This is a genomic window from Gramella sp. KN1008, from assembly GCF_004332155.1.
GTDB lineage: Bacteria > Bacteroidota > Bacteroidia > Flavobacteriales > Flavobacteriaceae > Christiangramia.
This window is the reverse complement of the sequence record NZ_SJDV01000002.1, coordinates 328,202-344,091: the sequence shown is the minus strand read 5'-3', so window position 1 is coordinate 344,091 and position 15,890 is coordinate 328,202. Positions and strand designations below refer to the sequence as shown.

Here is a 15,890-nt window from a genome sequence, read left to right as displayed (position 1 = left end):
AAGTATTAATAATCTTTTGTTGAAGGAAAGAGGCTACTGTAATTTAGATATAACTAATCAATTAAAACTATAAATTATGGTACGCTTAATCGTTATTTTTCTGATTATTGCGATCGTTGCCGCGATCTTTGGTTTCGGTGGCGTCGCTGAAGGGGCAGCGGATATTGCGAAGATTATCTTTTACATATTCCTCGTTCTGCTGGTTATTTCACTCTTAAGCAGATTATTCAGAAGATAATAAAATCAGGTTCATATCATCCAATGTGTTCTTATGCAAAACCATAATGCACATTGGATTTTTAGTTTAAAATCAATTCTACTATGAAAAAGTTTTTAATTCTATTATCCGCAGTTGTCTTTATGTCGGCCTGCGGACCAAGTAAAACAGCCAGAGAAGCCCGTAAAACCTTTGACGGGAACTGGACATTAACAAATGTTACTTATCCTAATAATCCTGGAGAATTTAATGTTACTCTTTTTAATGAAGCATCTGCTTCCTGTTTTGAGAACAGTACCTGGGATTTTGTTTCTAACAACAATCGTGGCACATATTCTGTAACAGGTGTAGGGTGTGATGGAGATACTAATTATTTCATCTGGTCTATAGATGAGGAAAACACTCCTGAAGGAGTATATGATTTTCTTCTCAAACCGACCAATGAAGACTATAAATCCACTACCGGGAATCAGGGATTCCGTTTAAGTCTTAAAAGTCTGAGCGATACTAATATGGTATGGGAACAGACAGTAAGTTTGGATGGTTCTCCTTTTACCATTAGAATGAATTTTTCAAAATTATAATTAAAATTGAATAGCTATGAGAACAATGATAAATAGAATGTTAGCATTACTGCTGGTTTCAACATTGATTTTTGGATGTGAAGCCACTAAAAATGCTAATAACAAACAAAAAGGAGCCGTAATCGGTGCCACAGGTGGAGCCGTGATTGGTGGTGTTATTGGCAATAATACCGGAGATGGTAATACTGCACTGGGTGCTATTATTGGTGGAGTAGTTGGTGGTGCAGCAGGAGCGATCATCGGAAATGAAATGGATAAGCAGGCCAAGGAAATCGAAGAAGAGATCCCGGGTGCCGAAGTAGAACGTGTGGGAGAAGGTATCAATGTTACCTTTGACGAATCCAGTGGCGTTTATTTCGCTACAGATAAGTATAATATCAATGCGAAATCACAGGAAACACTTAATAAACTGGCTGGAATATTTAAAGAATACCCACAAACCAATATTCTGGTAGAAGGCCATACCGATAATACAGGAAGTGACAGCTATAATTTTACTCTTTCAAAGAACAGAGCCCAGGCTGTAACAGGATACCTGGTTGATGCTGGTATAGATCGTGGAAGATTCACTACCAAATGGTATGGAGAGAGTCAACCAAAATATGATAACAGTACTGTTGAAGGTCGTGCCCAGAACCGAAGAGTTGAACTGGCTATTGTGGCCAATGAGGAGATGAAGGAAGAAGCAAAAAAACAGGCTGAACAACAAAATGATAATTAGTCATATAGTTAGTTTTAAAGAAAAATCCCGGATACCATCCGGGATTTTTTATTCTTTTATTTAATTTAAAAGAGTGAAAAACACCCAGGTTATAATTATTGGAGGCGGATTGGCAGGTCTTACTGCTGCCATTCATTTATCTCTCAAGGACATTAATGTGATCCTGATCGAAAAGGAAAAATATCCCCATCATAAAGTTTGCGGTGAATATTTATCCAAAGAAGTGATTCCTTACCTGAAGTTTTTGGGGCTTGATCTTGACTCCCTGGAGCCCGCAAGAATAAAACGCCTTAAATACTCATCTCAAAACGGAGAAACCATTTTCTGTGACCTTGAAATGGGTGGTCTGGGTATAAGCCGGTATGCCCTGGATAATTACCTTTTTCGCAATAGCATTTCTCCTAACTGCCAGATAATATATGATACGGTTTCAGCCGTTCATTTTGAAAAAGATGGGTTCCAGGTAAAACTATCTGGAGGAAAGAAGCTTAACTCTGATTTTGTTTTAGGAGCTTACGGTAAAAGGTCCAATCTTGATAAAGAACTTAAGCGCCCATTTTTTGAGCATCTAAGTGGCTGGCTGGCCGTAAAGGCGCATTATAAAAATGATCAGTATCCTGATGATACAGTTTCCCTTCACAATTTCAATGGAGGATATTGCGGACTCTCTAAGACCGAAACTGGCGATGTTAATGCTTGTTATCTGGCTTCTTATAAAAGTTTTAGAAGGTTCAAGAACATAGAAACTTTTAAAGAAAAGGTTTTAATGCGAAACCCCGAATTAAAAGAATTCTTCCTGCATTCTACACCGGTTTTTGATAAAGAATTGAGTATTGCTCAGGTTTCTTTCGACAAGAAAGATATTATTGAGGATCATATGCTAATGCTTGGAGATGCAGCAGGCTTGATCCATCCCTTATGTGGTAACGGTATGGCAATGGCTATTCACAGTGCCAAGCTGGCGGCGGAAGGTATAACTGAGTTCTACGAAAATAAGCAAATTGGAAGAGCATCTGTGGAAGCCGGTTATCGGAATAAGTGGAACAGGGAGTTTAAGTCTAGGATAAGAGCAGGTAGAATCCTCCAAAAAATACTTCTTAACAGGTCTTTATCTGAGATCACCCAGGGAATGATTAAAAATTTTCCTTTTGTAGTGCCACATATCATTAAAAGAACCCATGGAAAGCCTATCTATGTTTAAACCTGATACCTCCCGGAGAACTGAGATGAACGAGATCATGGACGATTTTGGATTAAATGGTCCGGAATTAAATAAGACATTAAGAGATCTTGAGCATATTAATTCCTGGCTTGGGGGGAATAAGATCACTAAAGATGGGGTTGAAAAGCTGCTGAACAGCAGGATAAAAGGTAAAACGATAAAGATTGCTGATATTGGCTGCGGCAATGGTGCGATGATGCGAAAATTAGGGGTTTGGGGAAGAAATAAGGGCTATAGCTTTGAATTTGTTGGGATAGATGCAAATTCCCATGCCATACAAATTGCAAAAGAACTTTCTAAAGATTATCCTGAAATAAGTTTTCTGAATCTTAATATTTTCAGCGATGAGTTTCAGAAAATGGAATTCGATATCATTTTATGTACCTTAACGCTGCATCATTTCAAGGACAAAGAGATCATAAATTTAGTAAAACGGTTACATACCCAATCCAGACTGGGAGTGGTGATAAATGATCTGCACCGCAGTAGAATTGCCTATTTCCTGTTCCGGCTCTTTTGTTCGGTCTTTGTAAATAACGAGATCGCTAGAAAAGATGGACTTGTTTCAATTCTTAGGGGTTTTAAAAAAAGGGAAATAGAAGAGTTTTCAGGTCATATTAGAGCCAGCGATCATTATATCCACTGGAGGTGGGCATTCAGATACCTGTGGATCATCAAGAAGAAGTATCTTGCTTTATGAACGTAAAAATTGTAAACGTAGAAAAGGAACTGCCGGAATATTCCAGGAACATAGAGGAGATACTTCCTCTGGTTGAGAATTGGCTGGAAGGGCAGGAGGAAAGGTTCCGAAGAAAAGTTTTGAAGATCTTTGAAGGTGCAGGGGTAGATAAGCGCTACTCCATCATGTCGCCGGAAGATGTATTCACTGCTACTTCATTTGAAGAAAAGAATAATATCTACGTTAGGGAGGCTAAGAAATTAGGGGAAAATGTTCTTAAGAAAGCAATGCAGAATTCAGGGTGGGAAGCCAGCTCGCTCGATTTTATTATAACTGTTAGTTGTACAGGGATTATGATCCCTTCTCTTGATGCTTACCTTATCAATGAGCTTGAACTAAAAAGAGATATTACCAGGCTTCCCGTAACCAAAATGGGCTGTGCCGCAGGAATTTCGGGAATCATTTATGCCTATAATTTTCTTAAGGCCAATCCTGGAAAAAGGGCCGCTGTTGTAGCAGTAGAAAGCCCTACTGCAACCTTTCAGCTTGAAGATTTTAGCATGGCAAATATGGTGAGCGCCGCGATCTTTGGTGATGGTGCGGCTTGTGTTTTACTTTCTTCGGAAGAAGATATTTCGGGTCCAAAAATAGTTGGAGAGGATATGTATCATTTTTACAATTCCACTCATTTGATGGGATTTGATCTCACCAATAATGGTCTTCAGATGATCCTGGATCCGGCAGTTCCGGAGACCATATCTGAACATTTCCCAGAGATCATTCACCCATTCCTTAAAAAATATGGAACTTCAATCGAAAAGGTGGATCATTTGATATTTCATCCGGGAGGACGAAAAATTGTACAAACGGTTTCTGATCTTTTTGGTAACTTAGGAAAGAATATAGACGATACCCGGGAAGTTTTGCGCTTATATGGAAATATGAGCAGTGCAACGGTTCTGTATGTTCTTGAGCGTTTTCTCAAAAAGGATATCCCTGCAGGAGATCAGGGGATCATGCTTAGTTTCGGACCCGGATTTTCGGCTCAAAGAATTTTATTGGAATGGTAGCAGAATTCAAAGATCAGGATTACTGGGCGCTTATCCTTGGAGGTAGCAGTGGCCTGGGTTATGCCAGTGCCAAGAAACTGGCAAAACACGGAATGAATATAATAATTATTCATCGGGACAGGCGAACAGAAATACCAGATATTGAAGAAGCCTTTGACGAGATAAGAGCTTCGGGAGTGAAATTCGAAAGTTTTAATGCCGATGCCGTAAAAAAAGAGAGCAGGGAAGAACTCATTGAAAAGATCAAAGAAGTTCTTGGTGATAAAGGTAGGATAAGGACACTTTTACATAGCATAGCCAAAGGGAATTTAAAACCTATGACAGGTGATGATCAGACCCTGGAGAATATAGATTTTCAGCTTACCATAGATGCCATGGCCCTGAGTTTGTATGACTGGACCCAGGCGGTTTTCAGGAATAAGCTTTTTACAAAAGATGCCAGGATCATTTCTTTTACCAGTGATGGTAACAAGAAAGCCTGGAAGAATTATGCTGCGGTTTCTGCGGCTAAGGTCACCCTGGAATCACTTACCAGAAGTATGGCATTAGAGTTTGCCAGACACGGGATAAGGGCCAACTGTATCCAGGCCGGGATTACAGTTACCAGATCCTTCCAGATGATTCCGGGAAATGAGACACTAAGAGTACATGCCTTAAAGCATAATCCATTCAGAAGACTTACGGTTCCAGATGATGTGGCAAATGTTGTATACCTATTAAGTAAAGATGAAGCTAGTTGGATAACGGGTACCATTATTCCGGTTAATGGTGGAGAACATCTTATGTAAATGCTAAATCCTGTGGATAAAAAAGATATTCTCAAACACTTACCCTATTCAAAGCCTTTTTTATTTGTTGATGAGATCCTTGAGATCAATGAAAACTCTGTAACGGGACAATATACTTTTTCTCCGCAACATGATTTTTATAAAGGCCATTTTAAAGATAATCCGGTTACACCGGGAGTTATTTTAACCGAATGTATGGCGCAGATAGGTCTTGTATGTCTTGGGATATTCTTATTGAATAAAGACAGTTCTATTTCTGAAAATCTACATATCGCCCTCTCTTCTTCAGAAGTCGAATATTTTAAACCCGTCTTTCCCGGAGAAACCGTGGAAGTGGTTTCAGAAAAACAGTATTTCAGGTTCAATAAGCTTAAATGTAAGGTAAGCATGTTTAATAACAGCGAAGAACTTGTGTGCCGGGGAGTTATTGCAGGAATGATAATAGATAATAAGGGAAATGAGTAAGAGAGTTGTCATAACAGGAATGGGCGTAGCCGCGCCGAATGCAGTAGGCCTTAGAAGTTTTGAACATGCATTAAAAAATGGCACTAGCGGTATTCGTTTTTTTCCTGAACTTGAAGATCTCAATTTTACCTGCCAGATAGGAGGGAAGCCTCAAATCTCAAAGGAACTTCTAAGCAATTATTTTACTCCACTTCAATTGAAAGGACTTAACAGTAGTGGAATCATATATGGCGTAATATCAGGAACTGATGCATGGAAAGATGCCGGATTGGAAATCGGCGATGAAAAATCACCAGATTGGGATTCAGGGATCATTTTTGGTACTGGAATCCTTGGCGTAGATAAATTCAGGGAAGCCATATATCTTATTGATGAGGGAAAGACCCGCCGTTTGGGCAGTACAAGTGTGGTACAGACCATGGCAAGTGGCATAAGCGCTTATTTAGGAGGTATTCTTGGCTGTGGGAATCAAGTGACCACAAATTCTTCTGCCTGCACAACGGGAACTGAAGCTTTACTTATGGGATTCGACAGGATAAGATCAGGGAGGGCGAAAAGGATGCTTGTAGGCAGTTGTGGTGACCACGGCCCTTATGTGTGGGGAGGTTTTGATGCTATGAGAATTCTTCCCGGTAAGTATAATGAAAACCCGAAAGAAGCTTCCAGGCCTATGAGTGCCTCGGCAAATGGTTTTGTGCCTGGCAGTGGCGCAGGAGCATTAGTACTTGAAGAGCTTGATTCGGCCAGGGAACGCGATGCCCACATATATGCGGAAGTGCTTGGCGGTGAGGTAAATAGTGGCGGACAAAGAGGAGAGGGTAGCATGACCGCAGCTAATAATGAAGCCGTCGAAAGATGCATTATAGGCGCGATTACAAATTCAAATATTTCCGGTAACGATATAGATGCGATAAATGGACATTTAACTGCTACCAATAGGGACTCCACTGAAATTAGGAACTGGATCAAGTCACTTGGAAGAAAAGGTTCCGATTTTCCTTATATCAATTCCCTGAAGGGAATGACGGGACACTGCCTTAGTGCTTCAGGTGCTATTGAATGTGTGGCCTCAGTGCTTCAGGTGAAGAATGACTTTTTGTTTCCTAATATCAATTGCGTAGATATACATCCGGAGATTCAGGAGCTTATAAGTGAAGAAAGAATTCCAAGGCAAAAAACAGATACAGAGATCAATATTTTGGCAAAGGCCAGTTTTGGCTTTGGCGATGTGAATGCAGTTGCTATTTTTAAAAAATATATTGCTTAATTATTCAATATGAGTGAAAAAGAAATCATTGAAAGATTAAAGAAAATTGTTGAGCCTTATGTGCAAAGGTCGGAGGGCCTGGAGAACTTTCAGGAAAAAACCGATTTTCTGAATGATCTTGAGATCAATTCGGCCAATCTGGTTGATGTAGTCCTTGATGTGGAAGATGAATTCGATATCGAAATTGATAACGATTCCATGGAAGGGATGTTAACCGTGGGAGATGCAAAATCTATTATTCAGGATAAAATTAAAGCCGAGTGATAGGGAATGATATTATCGATCTAAGGCTTAGCCTTTCTGAAAAGAAATCAGAAAACCAGCGCTTTATGGCTAAGGTTTTTACTGACGAGGAGAAAGGCTTTATAAGAGCCTCTGATGATCCCGAAACTATCCTCTGGTTGTTATGGTCTATGAAAGAAGCCGCTTATAAGGCTCACCAAAGAAATTATGGCTTGCCAAGAACTTTGAATCCACAATCCTTTAGCTGTACTGTGAATCCTTTCGAAAATATGGGGAAAGTATATACCGGTAGTAAGAATTATAATGTTGAGTTTGAAGTAAATTCAGATTATATATATAGCCAAACTTCAACCCAGTCTACTTTTCATAGAATATACAGCAAGGTAAAACCTACAAAAGATCAAATTTTAGAAGAAATATGTGCATCGTTGGATCTTGAATGTCCGGTGTTCAGGTTGGAAAAGGACAGCAAAGGCATTCCCTCACTTATTGGGCCAAACCCCAAAAAAAAACTGCCACTTTCACTCAGTCATCACGGTAATTTTACAGCTTTTGCCATTCCGTTAATTAACTCCTAAAAGCAGTTAAACATTTAAAAACTGGTTTGACCTCTCCGTCTCACTTTTGTATATTCAAAGTACATTTTAAAACCAATTATATATGAAGACAGTAGATAAAATGGAGGTGCTTCACAGTCAATCGGCTGAGTTTATTGAAAAAGGAGAAACGGGGAAATTCCTGAAATTGATACCGGATACCTTTATCATTAAAGGAGAGAAAGAAAATGGTGTTTTTAATCAGGGATATGCGATAAGACATCTTAACCGACGGGATATGATCCTTATAGACGTAGTTGAGAAATCAAGTAAAAAAGCGGTAAAAAAACTTGTGGATGAGGGGTATAATATCAAAGGTATATTGATAACCTGTGATGCTATTCTGAAATCTGCGTATGCGGATCTTAAGACCATCTCTGAAGATGCTGGCGGTGCTCCAATCTATGCTCATCCCAGAAATAATTTTAAAGATGACTTTAAAACAAAAGATATAACCGGAAAAGATAAGGTGCTTGACAGTTTTGATATCAATATCTTTGACCTTCCCGGAAGTGAAGGGGCTTCGGTGGTTATATACTGCGATCTGAACGATGGAATGTTATTCCCTGGAGAAGATGCCGTAGGTTCTGACTATGATTCAGAGCTCAATACGTTTATAAGACCGGAGAAAAAGAATGAAAATAATGATTTCGGGCTTGCCGAAAGCTGGGCGGCCTTTGATACACCATTCACCTATCTTTTCCCAAGAAAGGGAAAACCCGGATTCAATCTTGAAGAAGGTCAGCAAATAGATATATTGAACAAGCTGGGAAGAAGTTAATCCAGCTAAAAACAGAATTTCCGAAAGGGCTGTTTTGAAAGACAGTGAGATCCAACCATGATTGCCTTGAATTCAGCAAATCCGTTAGATCTTATCTTTCAAAACGCCCTTTTCTTATGTTTGTTCCCTGGAATTCGCTTTCTGTTGTTCTTTCCTTTCCTGTTCTTCGGCTTCTTCAACATCTTCATCTGAAACAAGAGGATGGTCTTTTATGTTTAGTCCTACTATAAGTATCACATTGGTGATCGTTCCATATAGCATCATTACTACAGCTATGAAACCTCCACCCAGCAAGGATGCCATTCCCAGGCTAACGTAATAGATAGTCTGGTACCAGTTTCTATTTACTTCTTCAGATTCACTAATTGGTAGGTTAAGCATAAGAAAAGTGATCACTGCCACCACAATCAATATAGTGTCAGATTTAGCGATCATAAGCACATCCCTGTAATGCCTGTCTGTAAGCCTGTTTTCTGAAGAACGGCTGAGCCCCAGCAAGGTAAGCATAAGTGCCAGGATTGTAGTGGAGCCCAGGATTACGGTATTACACAGCATATTGATCCCAGACATGGATTCCTTAAGTAATTCAAGGGCTTTATAACCTGATATCTGTCCAAGAATAAAAGTTCCCGTTGCCATCACGATCGTAGAAACCACTCCACCCACGATCGCTCTTTTTACTATTGCGTTCATTTAAATGCTTTGATTGCTAAAATATCCGAAATTGAATTTAGTTTTTTTATTTTTTTTCTTCTGCTAAAATTTTATGGTATTAGGCTAAGGTTCTGTTAAATGGACTACTATTTCAGCAGAAAGATGCTAATTTAAAGTTTAAAACTTCCAAAGTATGTCTAAACTGAATGTTACGCAAAAGCTTATTAAAGAACACCTTCTAAAGGGGGAAATGAAGCCCGGAAAAGAAATTGGCATCAAAATAGACCAGGCACTACTTCAGGATGCCACAGGGACCCTTGTTCAGCTTGAACTTGAGGCTATGGGATTAAAAAAAGCCCAGACCGAAGTAGCCGTCCAGTATGTAGATCATAATCTCCTTCAAACCGATTTTAAGAATGCAGATGATCACTTATTCCTTCATTCTGCAGCACAACGTTTTGGATTATGGTATAGCCGGCCTGGAAACGGAGTGAGCCATCCTGTACATATGCAACGCTTTGGGAAGCCTGGAAAGACGATGGTAGGTTCAGACAGCCATACTCCGGCAGCAGGATCCCTGGGAATGCTGGCCATTGGAACCGGCGGGCTTGATGTGGCGGCAGCTATTGCGGGGCAACCCTATTTTGTGAAAATGCCCGAAGTAATGGGAGTGAAGCTTACAGGTAATTTACCGGCCTGGGTGAGTGCCAAGGACGTAATTCTGGAAATGCTTCGAAGATATGATGTGAAAGGTGGAGTAGGTAAGGTGATAGAATATTATGGAAACGGCCTGAAGAATCTGAGCGCTATGGACCGTCATGTAATAGCGAACATGGGTGCCGAACTCGGTGCTACCACTACAGTATTTCCCAGTGATGAAGAGACCAAAAGATTCCTTCGTTCCCAGAAAAGGGAGAATGACTGGGTAGAATTAAAGGCAGACAAAGGTTGTGAATATGATCATCATGATGAGATTGTTCTGGATGAACTAGTACCTCTTATAGCGCTTCCAACCAGTCCTGGAAATGTAGTGACTGTTAGGGAAGTAGAGGGTAAGGAGATAAGCCAGGTGGTTATCGGATCTTCGGCCAACCCTGGATTACGAGATTTCTGGATTGCCGGAGCCATTGTGGAAGGAAAATCGGTTAATAATGACGTTTCCTTTGATATTAACCCAACCTCAAGGCAAATGATTCAGAACATGATAGATAATAAGGCTTTCGCTAATCTTATTACCGCTGGAGCGAGGTTTCATCAATCCGGTTGTATGGGGTGTATAGGAATGGGACAGGCACCAGCCTCTGATACCATCAGTTTGAGAACCATGCCAAGGAATTTCCCCGATAGGTCTGGTACCAAGGATGATCAGGTGTATCTATGCAGTCCCGAAACTGCAGCAGCTTCAGCGTTAACCGGGAAAATTACAGATCCGCGGGACCTGGAAGATCTATATGATATGAAATATCCTGAATTCAAACATCCTGAGATCGAAATCATAAATACTGAGATGCTTGTGCCACCACCGGAAGATGGCAGCAATATTCAATTAAAGAAGGGACCCAATATTAAATCCCTGCCTTATATTGAGCCTATGCAGGAAAAATATTCGGTACCTGTACTCCTCAAAATGGGGGATAACATTTCTACAGATGAGATTTTGAAAGCAGGGGCTGAAGTACTTCCATTTAGGAGCAATCTTCCGGAAATAAGCAAATTTTCATACACGGTCATAGATGAAACCTTTTATGATAGAGCTATGCAAGCAAAAACCGAACACGGAGGACATATAGTGGTAGCAAAAGATAATTATGCCCAGGGCTCCAGCCGTGAACATGCTGCTATTGCTCCAAAATATCTTGGACAGGTAGCCGTGCTTGCAAATTCGTATGCTCGTATAGCCTGGCAGAATCTTGTGAATTTCGGGATATTACCACTGGAATTTATAGATTTAAATGATTACGACAAGATAGAACAAGGGGACCTGATTTATTTCAGGAACTTGAGAGAAGATGTGAAGCAAAGAAATAATATAAGGGTCATCATAAAAAATGATAATGGAGAAAAAACAGAGATCGAGGCCAGACATAGTATGAGTGATCGGCAAATAGATATCTTATTAAAAGGAGGTATCATCAATGAATTTAAGGAAAGGCTGGAAGAAGAAGATCTTAAGGCTTAGATAATCTGGATTCATTAGAGATAAAGAAAAGCCCCTTTCAGATGATCTGAAAGGGGCTTTTTTCAAGCGTTAAAGCAGAATTAGTGCGTATTCATTTTTGCTTTTCGTTTACTACATTGTCTTTCCACATCCCTCACGCTTTCAGCAATTGACGCTTCAAATGAATTTTCATTAGATTGAGCAAAGATTTCCGGGCCTGGAGCACTTAATCTGATTTCTGTTATATAACCATTTGGCTTTTGATTTTCGTCTTTTTTAAAATAGACATTCGCCCTTACGATCCAGTTATATTTATTTTCTATTTTATCTAATTTTTTTTGAGTAAAAGCTTCAAGATTTTGGCTTTTGTCAACATTCACAAATTCAAAAATAGCTTCCATATTTTTCGGTTTAATATTTATTTAAAGAAACCATATTCCTTGGGGCCAAACAAGGGTATTAGGCTAGATTTGGCAAAGATTTAGCACTCTTTTTAGGTTTGTGTAGTAATACCTTAAAATGTCCTTAATCTACGGGTAAATAGTGTGAAAAAGGAGGGGAGCCATTATTAAAGCCTTACATTTATATTACTATGAAAACAAAGGATTTACAGAGAAAAATGATGAGAAGGGCCATTCAATTGGCCTGTGAAGGTAGGGATATGGATAATGGAGGTCCTTTTGGAGCAGTAATTACCAAAGGGGATAAGATTATAGCCGAATCCCGAAGTGAGGTGTTGTGTAAGGGCGACTGTACACAACATGCTGAAATTAGAGCGATACAGCGTGCTTGTAAAAAACTGAATACATCGAACCTGCAGGGCTGTGTTCTGTATTCAAGTTGCGAACCCTGCATGATGTGCCTTGGAGCGGCTCATTGGGCTGATATTGATTATATCTATTATGGAGCCTCGGCGGCCGATGCCAAAAAGTTTGGTTTTAAATACAGTGATATGTATTATGATTCCGATAGTGATAAAAGGCATAAAGAGTTTAAAATGATACAGATCTGCAGAGAAGATGCGTTAGCTGTCTGGGAAAAGGCAGAGGTAGAAGAAATGCACGTATAAGTACAGAAAGCTTAGGATAGTAGATACCCGGGGGTGATTTAGTTCATTCTCGGGTATTGTTTATTAAACTATAGGGTTTTAGGATTCACCATCTCAGAATGAGGTAAAAAATCGTATTTTAATAGTCCTTAAAGATCATTTACTATGCAAAGCGTTTTCAGAAGGATATGGATTATAAAAGCAGGGTTAATAGTTTTAGGCCTAGTTAGTTTAGTAGCCTGTGGCACAGCTAGAACGGGAGATATCCAGAATTATGAAGACTTGAATAGACTGGTCAACTCAGGCGAATTTCAAATTGAGAATGACTGGGCTAATCCAATAGGTGGAACTAATATAAACCTTATAGGAAACACTAATTATATCAGGTTTAAAAAAGATAGCGTGGAAATTTTTCTGCCGTACTTTGGTGTTCGCCATACCGGTGGGGGTTATGGTAACACTGGCGGAATCAAATATGACGGACTGTCAAAGAATATGGAAATAAATAAGAAACCTGAAAAAAAGAAAGTTGAGATTTCATTTGATGGAACCCAGGACGGAGAAAACCTGGAATTTTATATAAGTTTATTCTCTAATGGCAATACAACGACTTCAGTTAACAGTTCCCAAAGATCTTCCATCTCATATCAGGGTAATTTGAGCAGTTTGGAAGAGGAAGAATGAAATAGGACCGGGCATCATTAATAGCTATTTCGTATTATAAATTTTCTCTAAGTTGTTTATCATACTGCTTTACAAAGGTCAAAGCATTTTCAAGATCATGAAAATGATAAATCTGTGAAGAATAAAAGAGCTGTTCAAATAGCAGATTGGTATATCCGCTTGAGGTATAAGTCACTATACAATAGGATTCCAGATACTGTTTATGTTCATAAAAACTTCTCCAGTCCTGAGGCCTTATGGAATAATCGTTTATCCTATTGGAAATATAATGTACCGGAGATCGCCCAAAGTGTTGTGCTGCCAATGCAAAAACCAGCCTGCCTTTGGACCAGTCATAAACAACTCCTTCAAAAACTTCGGCTATAATGATGTTATCCAGAAAGTAGAAATTACCGAACTCCAGGTGATGAATCTTTGTGATCTGATCGTATGGAACAATATCTAGGACAGATTTCTTCATAACAATTCTTAGGAATCAATAAATCCTCAAAGAACAAGCCTAATTGGTTAAAATTCAGTGTTATAAAGTGTATGTGTTGAAAAAGGGAATAATACCAAGGATTAGCGGATATAGATTTAATTGTATAAATAATTCAGGATTCATAGAATAGTGGGGAAATACCACACTTATGAGGATGAGCGGTTCTTAAATATTCTATTTTACATAATATAAATTATAGTTCATTTATATAATTGAATTATTAGGACTAAAGCACATAAGCCGTTATATATTAATTAACTACATATAACGACATAAATAGAACCTTTAGATTAACTAAGTATAATTAATTCATCTATTTTTTTCTATCGGCCTTCATTTGTTCGAACAATTCCTTATACAAACCGCGAGCGATCAATAATTTCATTATTTCATTGGTACCCGCATAAATTCTGGCAACTCTATTATCTGCATACATGCGTGCAATTGGATAATCCCACATATAGCCATAACCTCCAAATAACTGCAGGCATTCATCAACTACTTTATTGTGCATTTCTGTTGCTGAATATTTCGCCATGGAAGCACTTTCAGCAGTTAGTTCATGTTTTGATAATAATAATGTACAGCGATCTAAAAAAGCCTGGTGAACCTGTAATTGTGTAGCACATTCGGCAAGTTTGAATTGTGTGTTTTGAAATGCTGCGATTGGTTTTTTAAAAGCGGTTCTTGTAGACGTGTATTCAATTGTTTTTTCTATAGCTCCCTCTGCACCGCCTATAGCATTCAGTGCAACTATCAAACGTTCCCGGGCTAATTCGGTCATCATAATTTTAAAACCTGATCCTTCTTCTCCTAATAGATTCTCTTTCGGAACCTTTACGTTGTCGAAAAATAATTCACAGGTATCCTGGGCTTTCATACCTATTTTTTTGAGAGGATGTCCCTTTTCAAAACCCTCTAAATCACTTTCTATGATCAATAATGAAATGCCTTCTTTATCTGTTCCTTTCCAAGTTTTGACTGCTACTAAAGATATATCGCACATACATCCATTTGTGATGAAGGTTTTCTGCCCATTTACTAAATAATGATCTCCGTTGTCTACCGCGGTTGTTGTGATCGCCTGAAGATCACTACCACAGTTTGGCTCTGTCATACCAAGGGAAGCAATCATTTTTCCAGTTGCCATGCCAGGTAGATATTTTTGCTTTTGAGCCTCAGTACCATACTTTAAGAGATATGGAGCAACAACATCTGAATGTAATGAAAAACCAGGGCCGGTAACTCCCTTTTTAGCCAGCTCTTCAATGAATAAAGCGCTAAAACTGAAATCAAAACCACTGCCCCCATAGGCCTCTGGCATATCTATACATAGCAAACCCAATTCTCCGGCACGTTCCCAGATCTCCCTGCTCACCATACCATTCTTTTCCCATTCTTCCATCTGATCCAGCATTTCATTGTTGATGAAGTCCTGGATCATCTTTTGCATCATTTTATGTTCTTCTGATGAGTATATTTCGCGTTCTAATAATACATTTTGTAACATACGGCCTGAGCATTTGAATTATTAATTTCAATGAAATCCTACTGGAATACTAAAGATACTATAAATCAGAGTTGTATGCATTTCTGCCTGGCTACTATCCTTCGCTAGTCTCTGAAGGCAATTAAGACAAAAGGAAAGCTATACTTTTCCTTTACCTGACAAAGCTTTGAAATTTATCTTCTAGGATTTTTATTTTTGGATCTATATACAATTTACAAAATGGTCTTGCAGGATCGGTCTTATAATAGTTTCTTATTTCAGGTCTGGAAGCCTTAAAATCACCAAACATATATGCTGTAGTAATGATCTGCTTTTCAAATTTTCCCTGTAAAAAAGCCAGGATATCCAGGACCTTAGAATATTTCACAGGATCAAAAGTATAAACGGCAGACAAATATTTTGAACGCATACTATGATTGGAAGTACTTTGATGCGTTCGTAGGTGGATCTCTATAAGTTTTTGAAGGCTGATACTTTCCGGGTCATAATATACCAGCACTCCTTCATAAAAAGTTTCCTTCTCCCGCTCGGTGGAAATATAACCCTGCTTTACCTCTCCCACTCCTTTTATAGCCTGAAATACAGCCTCGGTACACCAGTGACAGCCTCCTCCAAAACCTATTTCCTGTAATTTCCCCAACATCTGAGTATTTGGCATATGCATACTAAAATAATAAAGCATGGCCTATTCCTGCTTATATATTCCCATAGAATTGATTAAT

20 protein-coding genes are annotated in these 15,890 nt (G+C 39.0%); 15 read left to right on the top strand and 5 right to left on the bottom strand.

The window, feature by feature from the left end; genetic code table 11:
- The first annotated feature begins 76 nt into the window (after window positions 1–76).
- The 12 genes from EZJ28_RS04840 (at window position 77) to EZJ28_RS04785 (ending at window position 8,633) form a co-directional block, all read left to right on the top strand.
- Window positions 77–238: a DUF1328 domain-containing protein gene (locus EZJ28_RS04840; protein WP_131395494.1), complete on the top strand. Its 162-nt coding sequence runs from the start codon at window positions 77–79 to the stop codon at window positions 236–238.
- Window positions 239–321: 83 nt separating this feature from the next.
- Window positions 322–801: a lipocalin family protein gene (locus EZJ28_RS04835; protein WP_131395492.1), complete on the top strand. Its 480-nt coding sequence runs from the start codon at window positions 322–324 to the stop codon at window positions 799–801.
- 16 nt (window positions 802–817) lie between these two features.
- Window positions 818–1,522: an OmpA family protein gene (locus EZJ28_RS04830; protein ID WP_131395490.1), complete on the top strand. Its 705-nt coding sequence runs from the start codon at window positions 818–820 to the stop codon at window positions 1,520–1,522.
- A gap of 73 nt (window positions 1,523–1,595) precedes the next feature.
- Window positions 1,596–2,723, top strand: coding sequence for an NAD(P)/FAD-dependent oxidoreductase (locus EZJ28_RS04825; RefSeq protein ID WP_131395488.1), 1,128 nt, complete (start codon window positions 1,596–1,598; stop codon window positions 2,721–2,723).
- Window positions 2,701–3,444 (top strand): methyltransferase domain-containing protein, encoded by a 744-nt coding sequence (locus tag EZJ28_RS04820; RefSeq protein ID WP_242670070.1) that lies wholly within the window; start codon window positions 2,701–2,703, stop codon window positions 3,442–3,444. The genes EZJ28_RS04825 and EZJ28_RS04820 overlap by 23 nt, the downstream gene beginning before the upstream one ends.
- Window positions 3,441–4,493 carry a type III polyketide synthase gene (locus EZJ28_RS04815; protein ID WP_131395486.1) on the top strand — a complete coding sequence of 351 codons (1,053 nt, stop codon included), beginning with the start codon at window positions 3,441–3,443 and terminating at the stop codon, window positions 4,491–4,493. The genes EZJ28_RS04820 and EZJ28_RS04815 overlap by 4 nt, the downstream gene beginning before the upstream one ends.
- Complete coding sequence (locus EZJ28_RS04810) at window positions 4,487–5,281, top strand: enoyl-ACP reductase (protein WP_131395484.1); 795 nt, start codon at window positions 4,487–4,489, stop codon at window positions 5,279–5,281. Before EZJ28_RS04815 ends, EZJ28_RS04810 begins: the two co-directional genes overlap by 7 nt.
- 12 nt (window positions 5,282–5,293) lie before the next feature.
- A complete protein-coding gene (locus tag EZJ28_RS04805) occupies window positions 5,294–5,746 on the top strand; it encodes a 3-hydroxyacyl-ACP dehydratase FabZ family protein (protein ID WP_131395482.1) in 453 nt (150 codons plus the stop codon).
- Complete coding sequence (locus EZJ28_RS04800) at window positions 5,739–7,013, top strand: beta-ketoacyl synthase (protein ID WP_131395481.1); 1,275 nt, start codon at window positions 5,739–5,741, stop codon at window positions 7,011–7,013. Before EZJ28_RS04805 ends, EZJ28_RS04800 begins: the two co-directional genes overlap by 8 nt.
- 9 nt (window positions 7,014–7,022) lie before the next feature.
- On the top strand, window positions 7,023–7,277 hold the full coding sequence (locus EZJ28_RS04795) for an acyl carrier protein (RefSeq protein WP_131395480.1): 255 nt from the start codon (window positions 7,023–7,025) through the stop codon (window positions 7,275–7,277).
- Window positions 7,274–7,834 (top strand): 4'-phosphopantetheinyl transferase superfamily protein, encoded by a 561-nt coding sequence (locus EZJ28_RS04790; protein WP_131395478.1) that lies wholly within the window; start codon window positions 7,274–7,276, stop codon window positions 7,832–7,834. Before EZJ28_RS04795 ends, EZJ28_RS04790 begins: the two co-directional genes overlap by 4 nt.
- Before the next feature lie 82 nt (window positions 7,835–7,916).
- Entirely contained in the window at window positions 7,917–8,633 is a 717-nt protein-coding gene (locus EZJ28_RS04785) for an MBL fold metallo-hydrolase (RefSeq protein ID WP_131395476.1), read from the top strand.
- A 114-nt stretch (window positions 8,634–8,747) separates the two neighbouring features.
- Here EZJ28_RS04785 and EZJ28_RS04780 read toward each other — a convergent pair whose 3' ends face one another.
- Window positions 8,748–9,326, bottom strand: a complete 579-nt coding sequence (locus EZJ28_RS04780; protein ID WP_131395474.1) for a hypothetical protein — start codon at window positions 9,324–9,326, stop codon at window positions 8,748–8,750.
- 154 nt (window positions 9,327–9,480) lie between these two features.
- On the opposite strand from EZJ28_RS04780, the gene EZJ28_RS04775 reads away from it, so the two are divergent.
- Window positions 9,481–11,466, top strand: coding sequence for an aconitate hydratase (locus tag EZJ28_RS04775; protein ID WP_131395472.1), 1,986 nt, complete (start codon window positions 9,481–9,483; stop codon window positions 11,464–11,466).
- Window positions 11,467–11,546: 80 nt separating this feature from the next.
- Here the strand turns inward: EZJ28_RS04775 and EZJ28_RS04770 are convergent, their stop codons facing one another.
- Window positions 11,547–11,846, bottom strand: coding sequence for an HPF/RaiA family ribosome-associated protein (locus EZJ28_RS04770; RefSeq protein ID WP_131395470.1), 300 nt, complete (start codon window positions 11,844–11,846; stop codon window positions 11,547–11,549).
- Window positions 11,847–12,037: 191 nt separating this feature from the next.
- Between EZJ28_RS04770 and EZJ28_RS04765 the strand changes: the two genes are divergently transcribed.
- On the top strand, window positions 12,038–12,514 hold the full coding sequence (locus EZJ28_RS04765; protein WP_131395468.1) for a nucleoside deaminase: 477 nt from the start codon (window positions 12,038–12,040) through the stop codon (window positions 12,512–12,514).
- A gap of 144 nt (window positions 12,515–12,658) precedes the next feature.
- The gene (locus EZJ28_RS04760; RefSeq protein WP_131395467.1) at window positions 12,659–13,177 is read left to right on the top strand and encodes a DUF4251 domain-containing protein; all 519 of its coding nucleotides are present in this window, start codon (window positions 12,659–12,661) and stop codon (window positions 13,175–13,177) included.
- Between the two features lie 34 nt (window positions 13,178–13,211).
- On the opposite strand, the gene EZJ28_RS04755 is transcribed toward EZJ28_RS04760, so the two are convergent.
- The 3 genes from EZJ28_RS04755 to EZJ28_RS04745 all read right to left on the bottom strand — a co-directional run bounded on the left by EZJ28_RS04755 (window position 13,212) and on the right by EZJ28_RS04745 (window position 15,850).
- On the bottom strand, window positions 13,212–13,637 hold the full coding sequence (locus EZJ28_RS04755; protein ID WP_131395465.1) for a hypothetical protein: 426 nt from the start codon (window positions 13,635–13,637) through the stop codon (window positions 13,212–13,214).
- A 334-nt stretch (window positions 13,638–13,971) separates the two neighbouring features.
- The gene (locus EZJ28_RS04750; RefSeq protein ID WP_131395463.1) at window positions 13,972–15,168 is read right to left on the bottom strand and encodes an acyl-CoA dehydrogenase family protein; all 1,197 of its coding nucleotides are present in this window, start codon (window positions 15,166–15,168) and stop codon (window positions 13,972–13,974) included.
- Between the two features lie 151 nt (window positions 15,169–15,319).
- Complete coding sequence (locus tag EZJ28_RS04745) at window positions 15,320–15,850, bottom strand: peptide-methionine (S)-S-oxide reductase (RefSeq protein WP_242670068.1); 531 nt, start codon at window positions 15,848–15,850, stop codon at window positions 15,320–15,322.
- Window positions 15,851–15,890 lie beyond the last annotated feature (40 nt).

Excerpts from the sequence above, each read along its gene's own strand:
- EZJ28_RS04840 (WP_131395494.1), top strand. The coding sequence starts at position 77 with ATGGTACGCTTAATCGTTATTTTTCTGATTATTGCGATCGTTGCCGCG.
- EZJ28_RS04835 (WP_131395492.1), top strand. The coding sequence starts at position 322 with ATGAAAAAGTTTTTAATTCTATTATCCGCAGTTGTCTTTATGTCGGCC.
- EZJ28_RS04830 (WP_131395490.1), top strand. The coding sequence starts at position 818 with ATGAGAACAATGATAAATAGAATGTTAGCATTACTGCTGGTTTCAACA.
- EZJ28_RS04820 (WP_242670070.1), top strand. The coding sequence starts at position 2,701 with ATGGAAAGCCTATCTATGTTTAAACCTGATACCTCCCGGAGAACTGAG.
- EZJ28_RS04815 (WP_131395486.1), top strand. The coding sequence starts at position 3,441 with ATGAACGTAAAAATTGTAAACGTAGAAAAGGAACTGCCGGAATATTCC.
- EZJ28_RS04810 (WP_131395484.1), top strand. The coding sequence starts at position 4,487 with ATGGTAGCAGAATTCAAAGATCAGGATTACTGGGCGCTTATCCTTGGA.
- EZJ28_RS04800 (WP_131395481.1), top strand. The coding sequence starts at position 5,739 with ATGAGTAAGAGAGTTGTCATAACAGGAATGGGCGTAGCCGCGCCGAAT.
- EZJ28_RS04795 (WP_131395480.1), top strand. The coding sequence starts at position 7,023 with ATGAGTGAAAAAGAAATCATTGAAAGATTAAAGAAAATTGTTGAGCCT.
- EZJ28_RS04785 (WP_131395476.1), top strand. The coding sequence starts at position 7,917 with ATGAAGACAGTAGATAAAATGGAGGTGCTTCACAGTCAATCGGCTGAG.
- EZJ28_RS04780 (WP_131395474.1), bottom strand. The coding sequence starts at position 9,326 with ATGAACGCAATAGTAAAAAGAGCGATCGTGGGTGGAGTGGTTTCTACG.
- EZJ28_RS04775 (WP_131395472.1), top strand. The coding sequence starts at position 9,481 with ATGTCTAAACTGAATGTTACGCAAAAGCTTATTAAAGAACACCTTCTA.
- EZJ28_RS04770 (WP_131395470.1), bottom strand. The coding sequence starts at position 11,846 with ATGGAAGCTATTTTTGAATTTGTGAATGTTGACAAAAGCCAAAATCTT.
- EZJ28_RS04765 (WP_131395468.1), top strand. The coding sequence starts at position 12,038 with ATGAAAACAAAGGATTTACAGAGAAAAATGATGAGAAGGGCCATTCAA.
- EZJ28_RS04760 (WP_131395467.1), top strand. The coding sequence starts at position 12,659 with ATGCAAAGCGTTTTCAGAAGGATATGGATTATAAAAGCAGGGTTAATA.
- EZJ28_RS04755 (WP_131395465.1), bottom strand. The coding sequence starts at position 13,637 with ATGAAGAAATCTGTCCTAGATATTGTTCCATACGATCAGATCACAAAG.
- EZJ28_RS04750 (WP_131395463.1), bottom strand. The coding sequence starts at position 15,168 with ATGTTACAAAATGTATTATTAGAACGCGAAATATACTCATCAGAAGAA.
- EZJ28_RS04745 (WP_242670068.1), bottom strand. The coding sequence starts at position 15,850 with ATGCTTTATTATTTTAGTATGCATATGCCAAATACTCAGATGTTGGGG.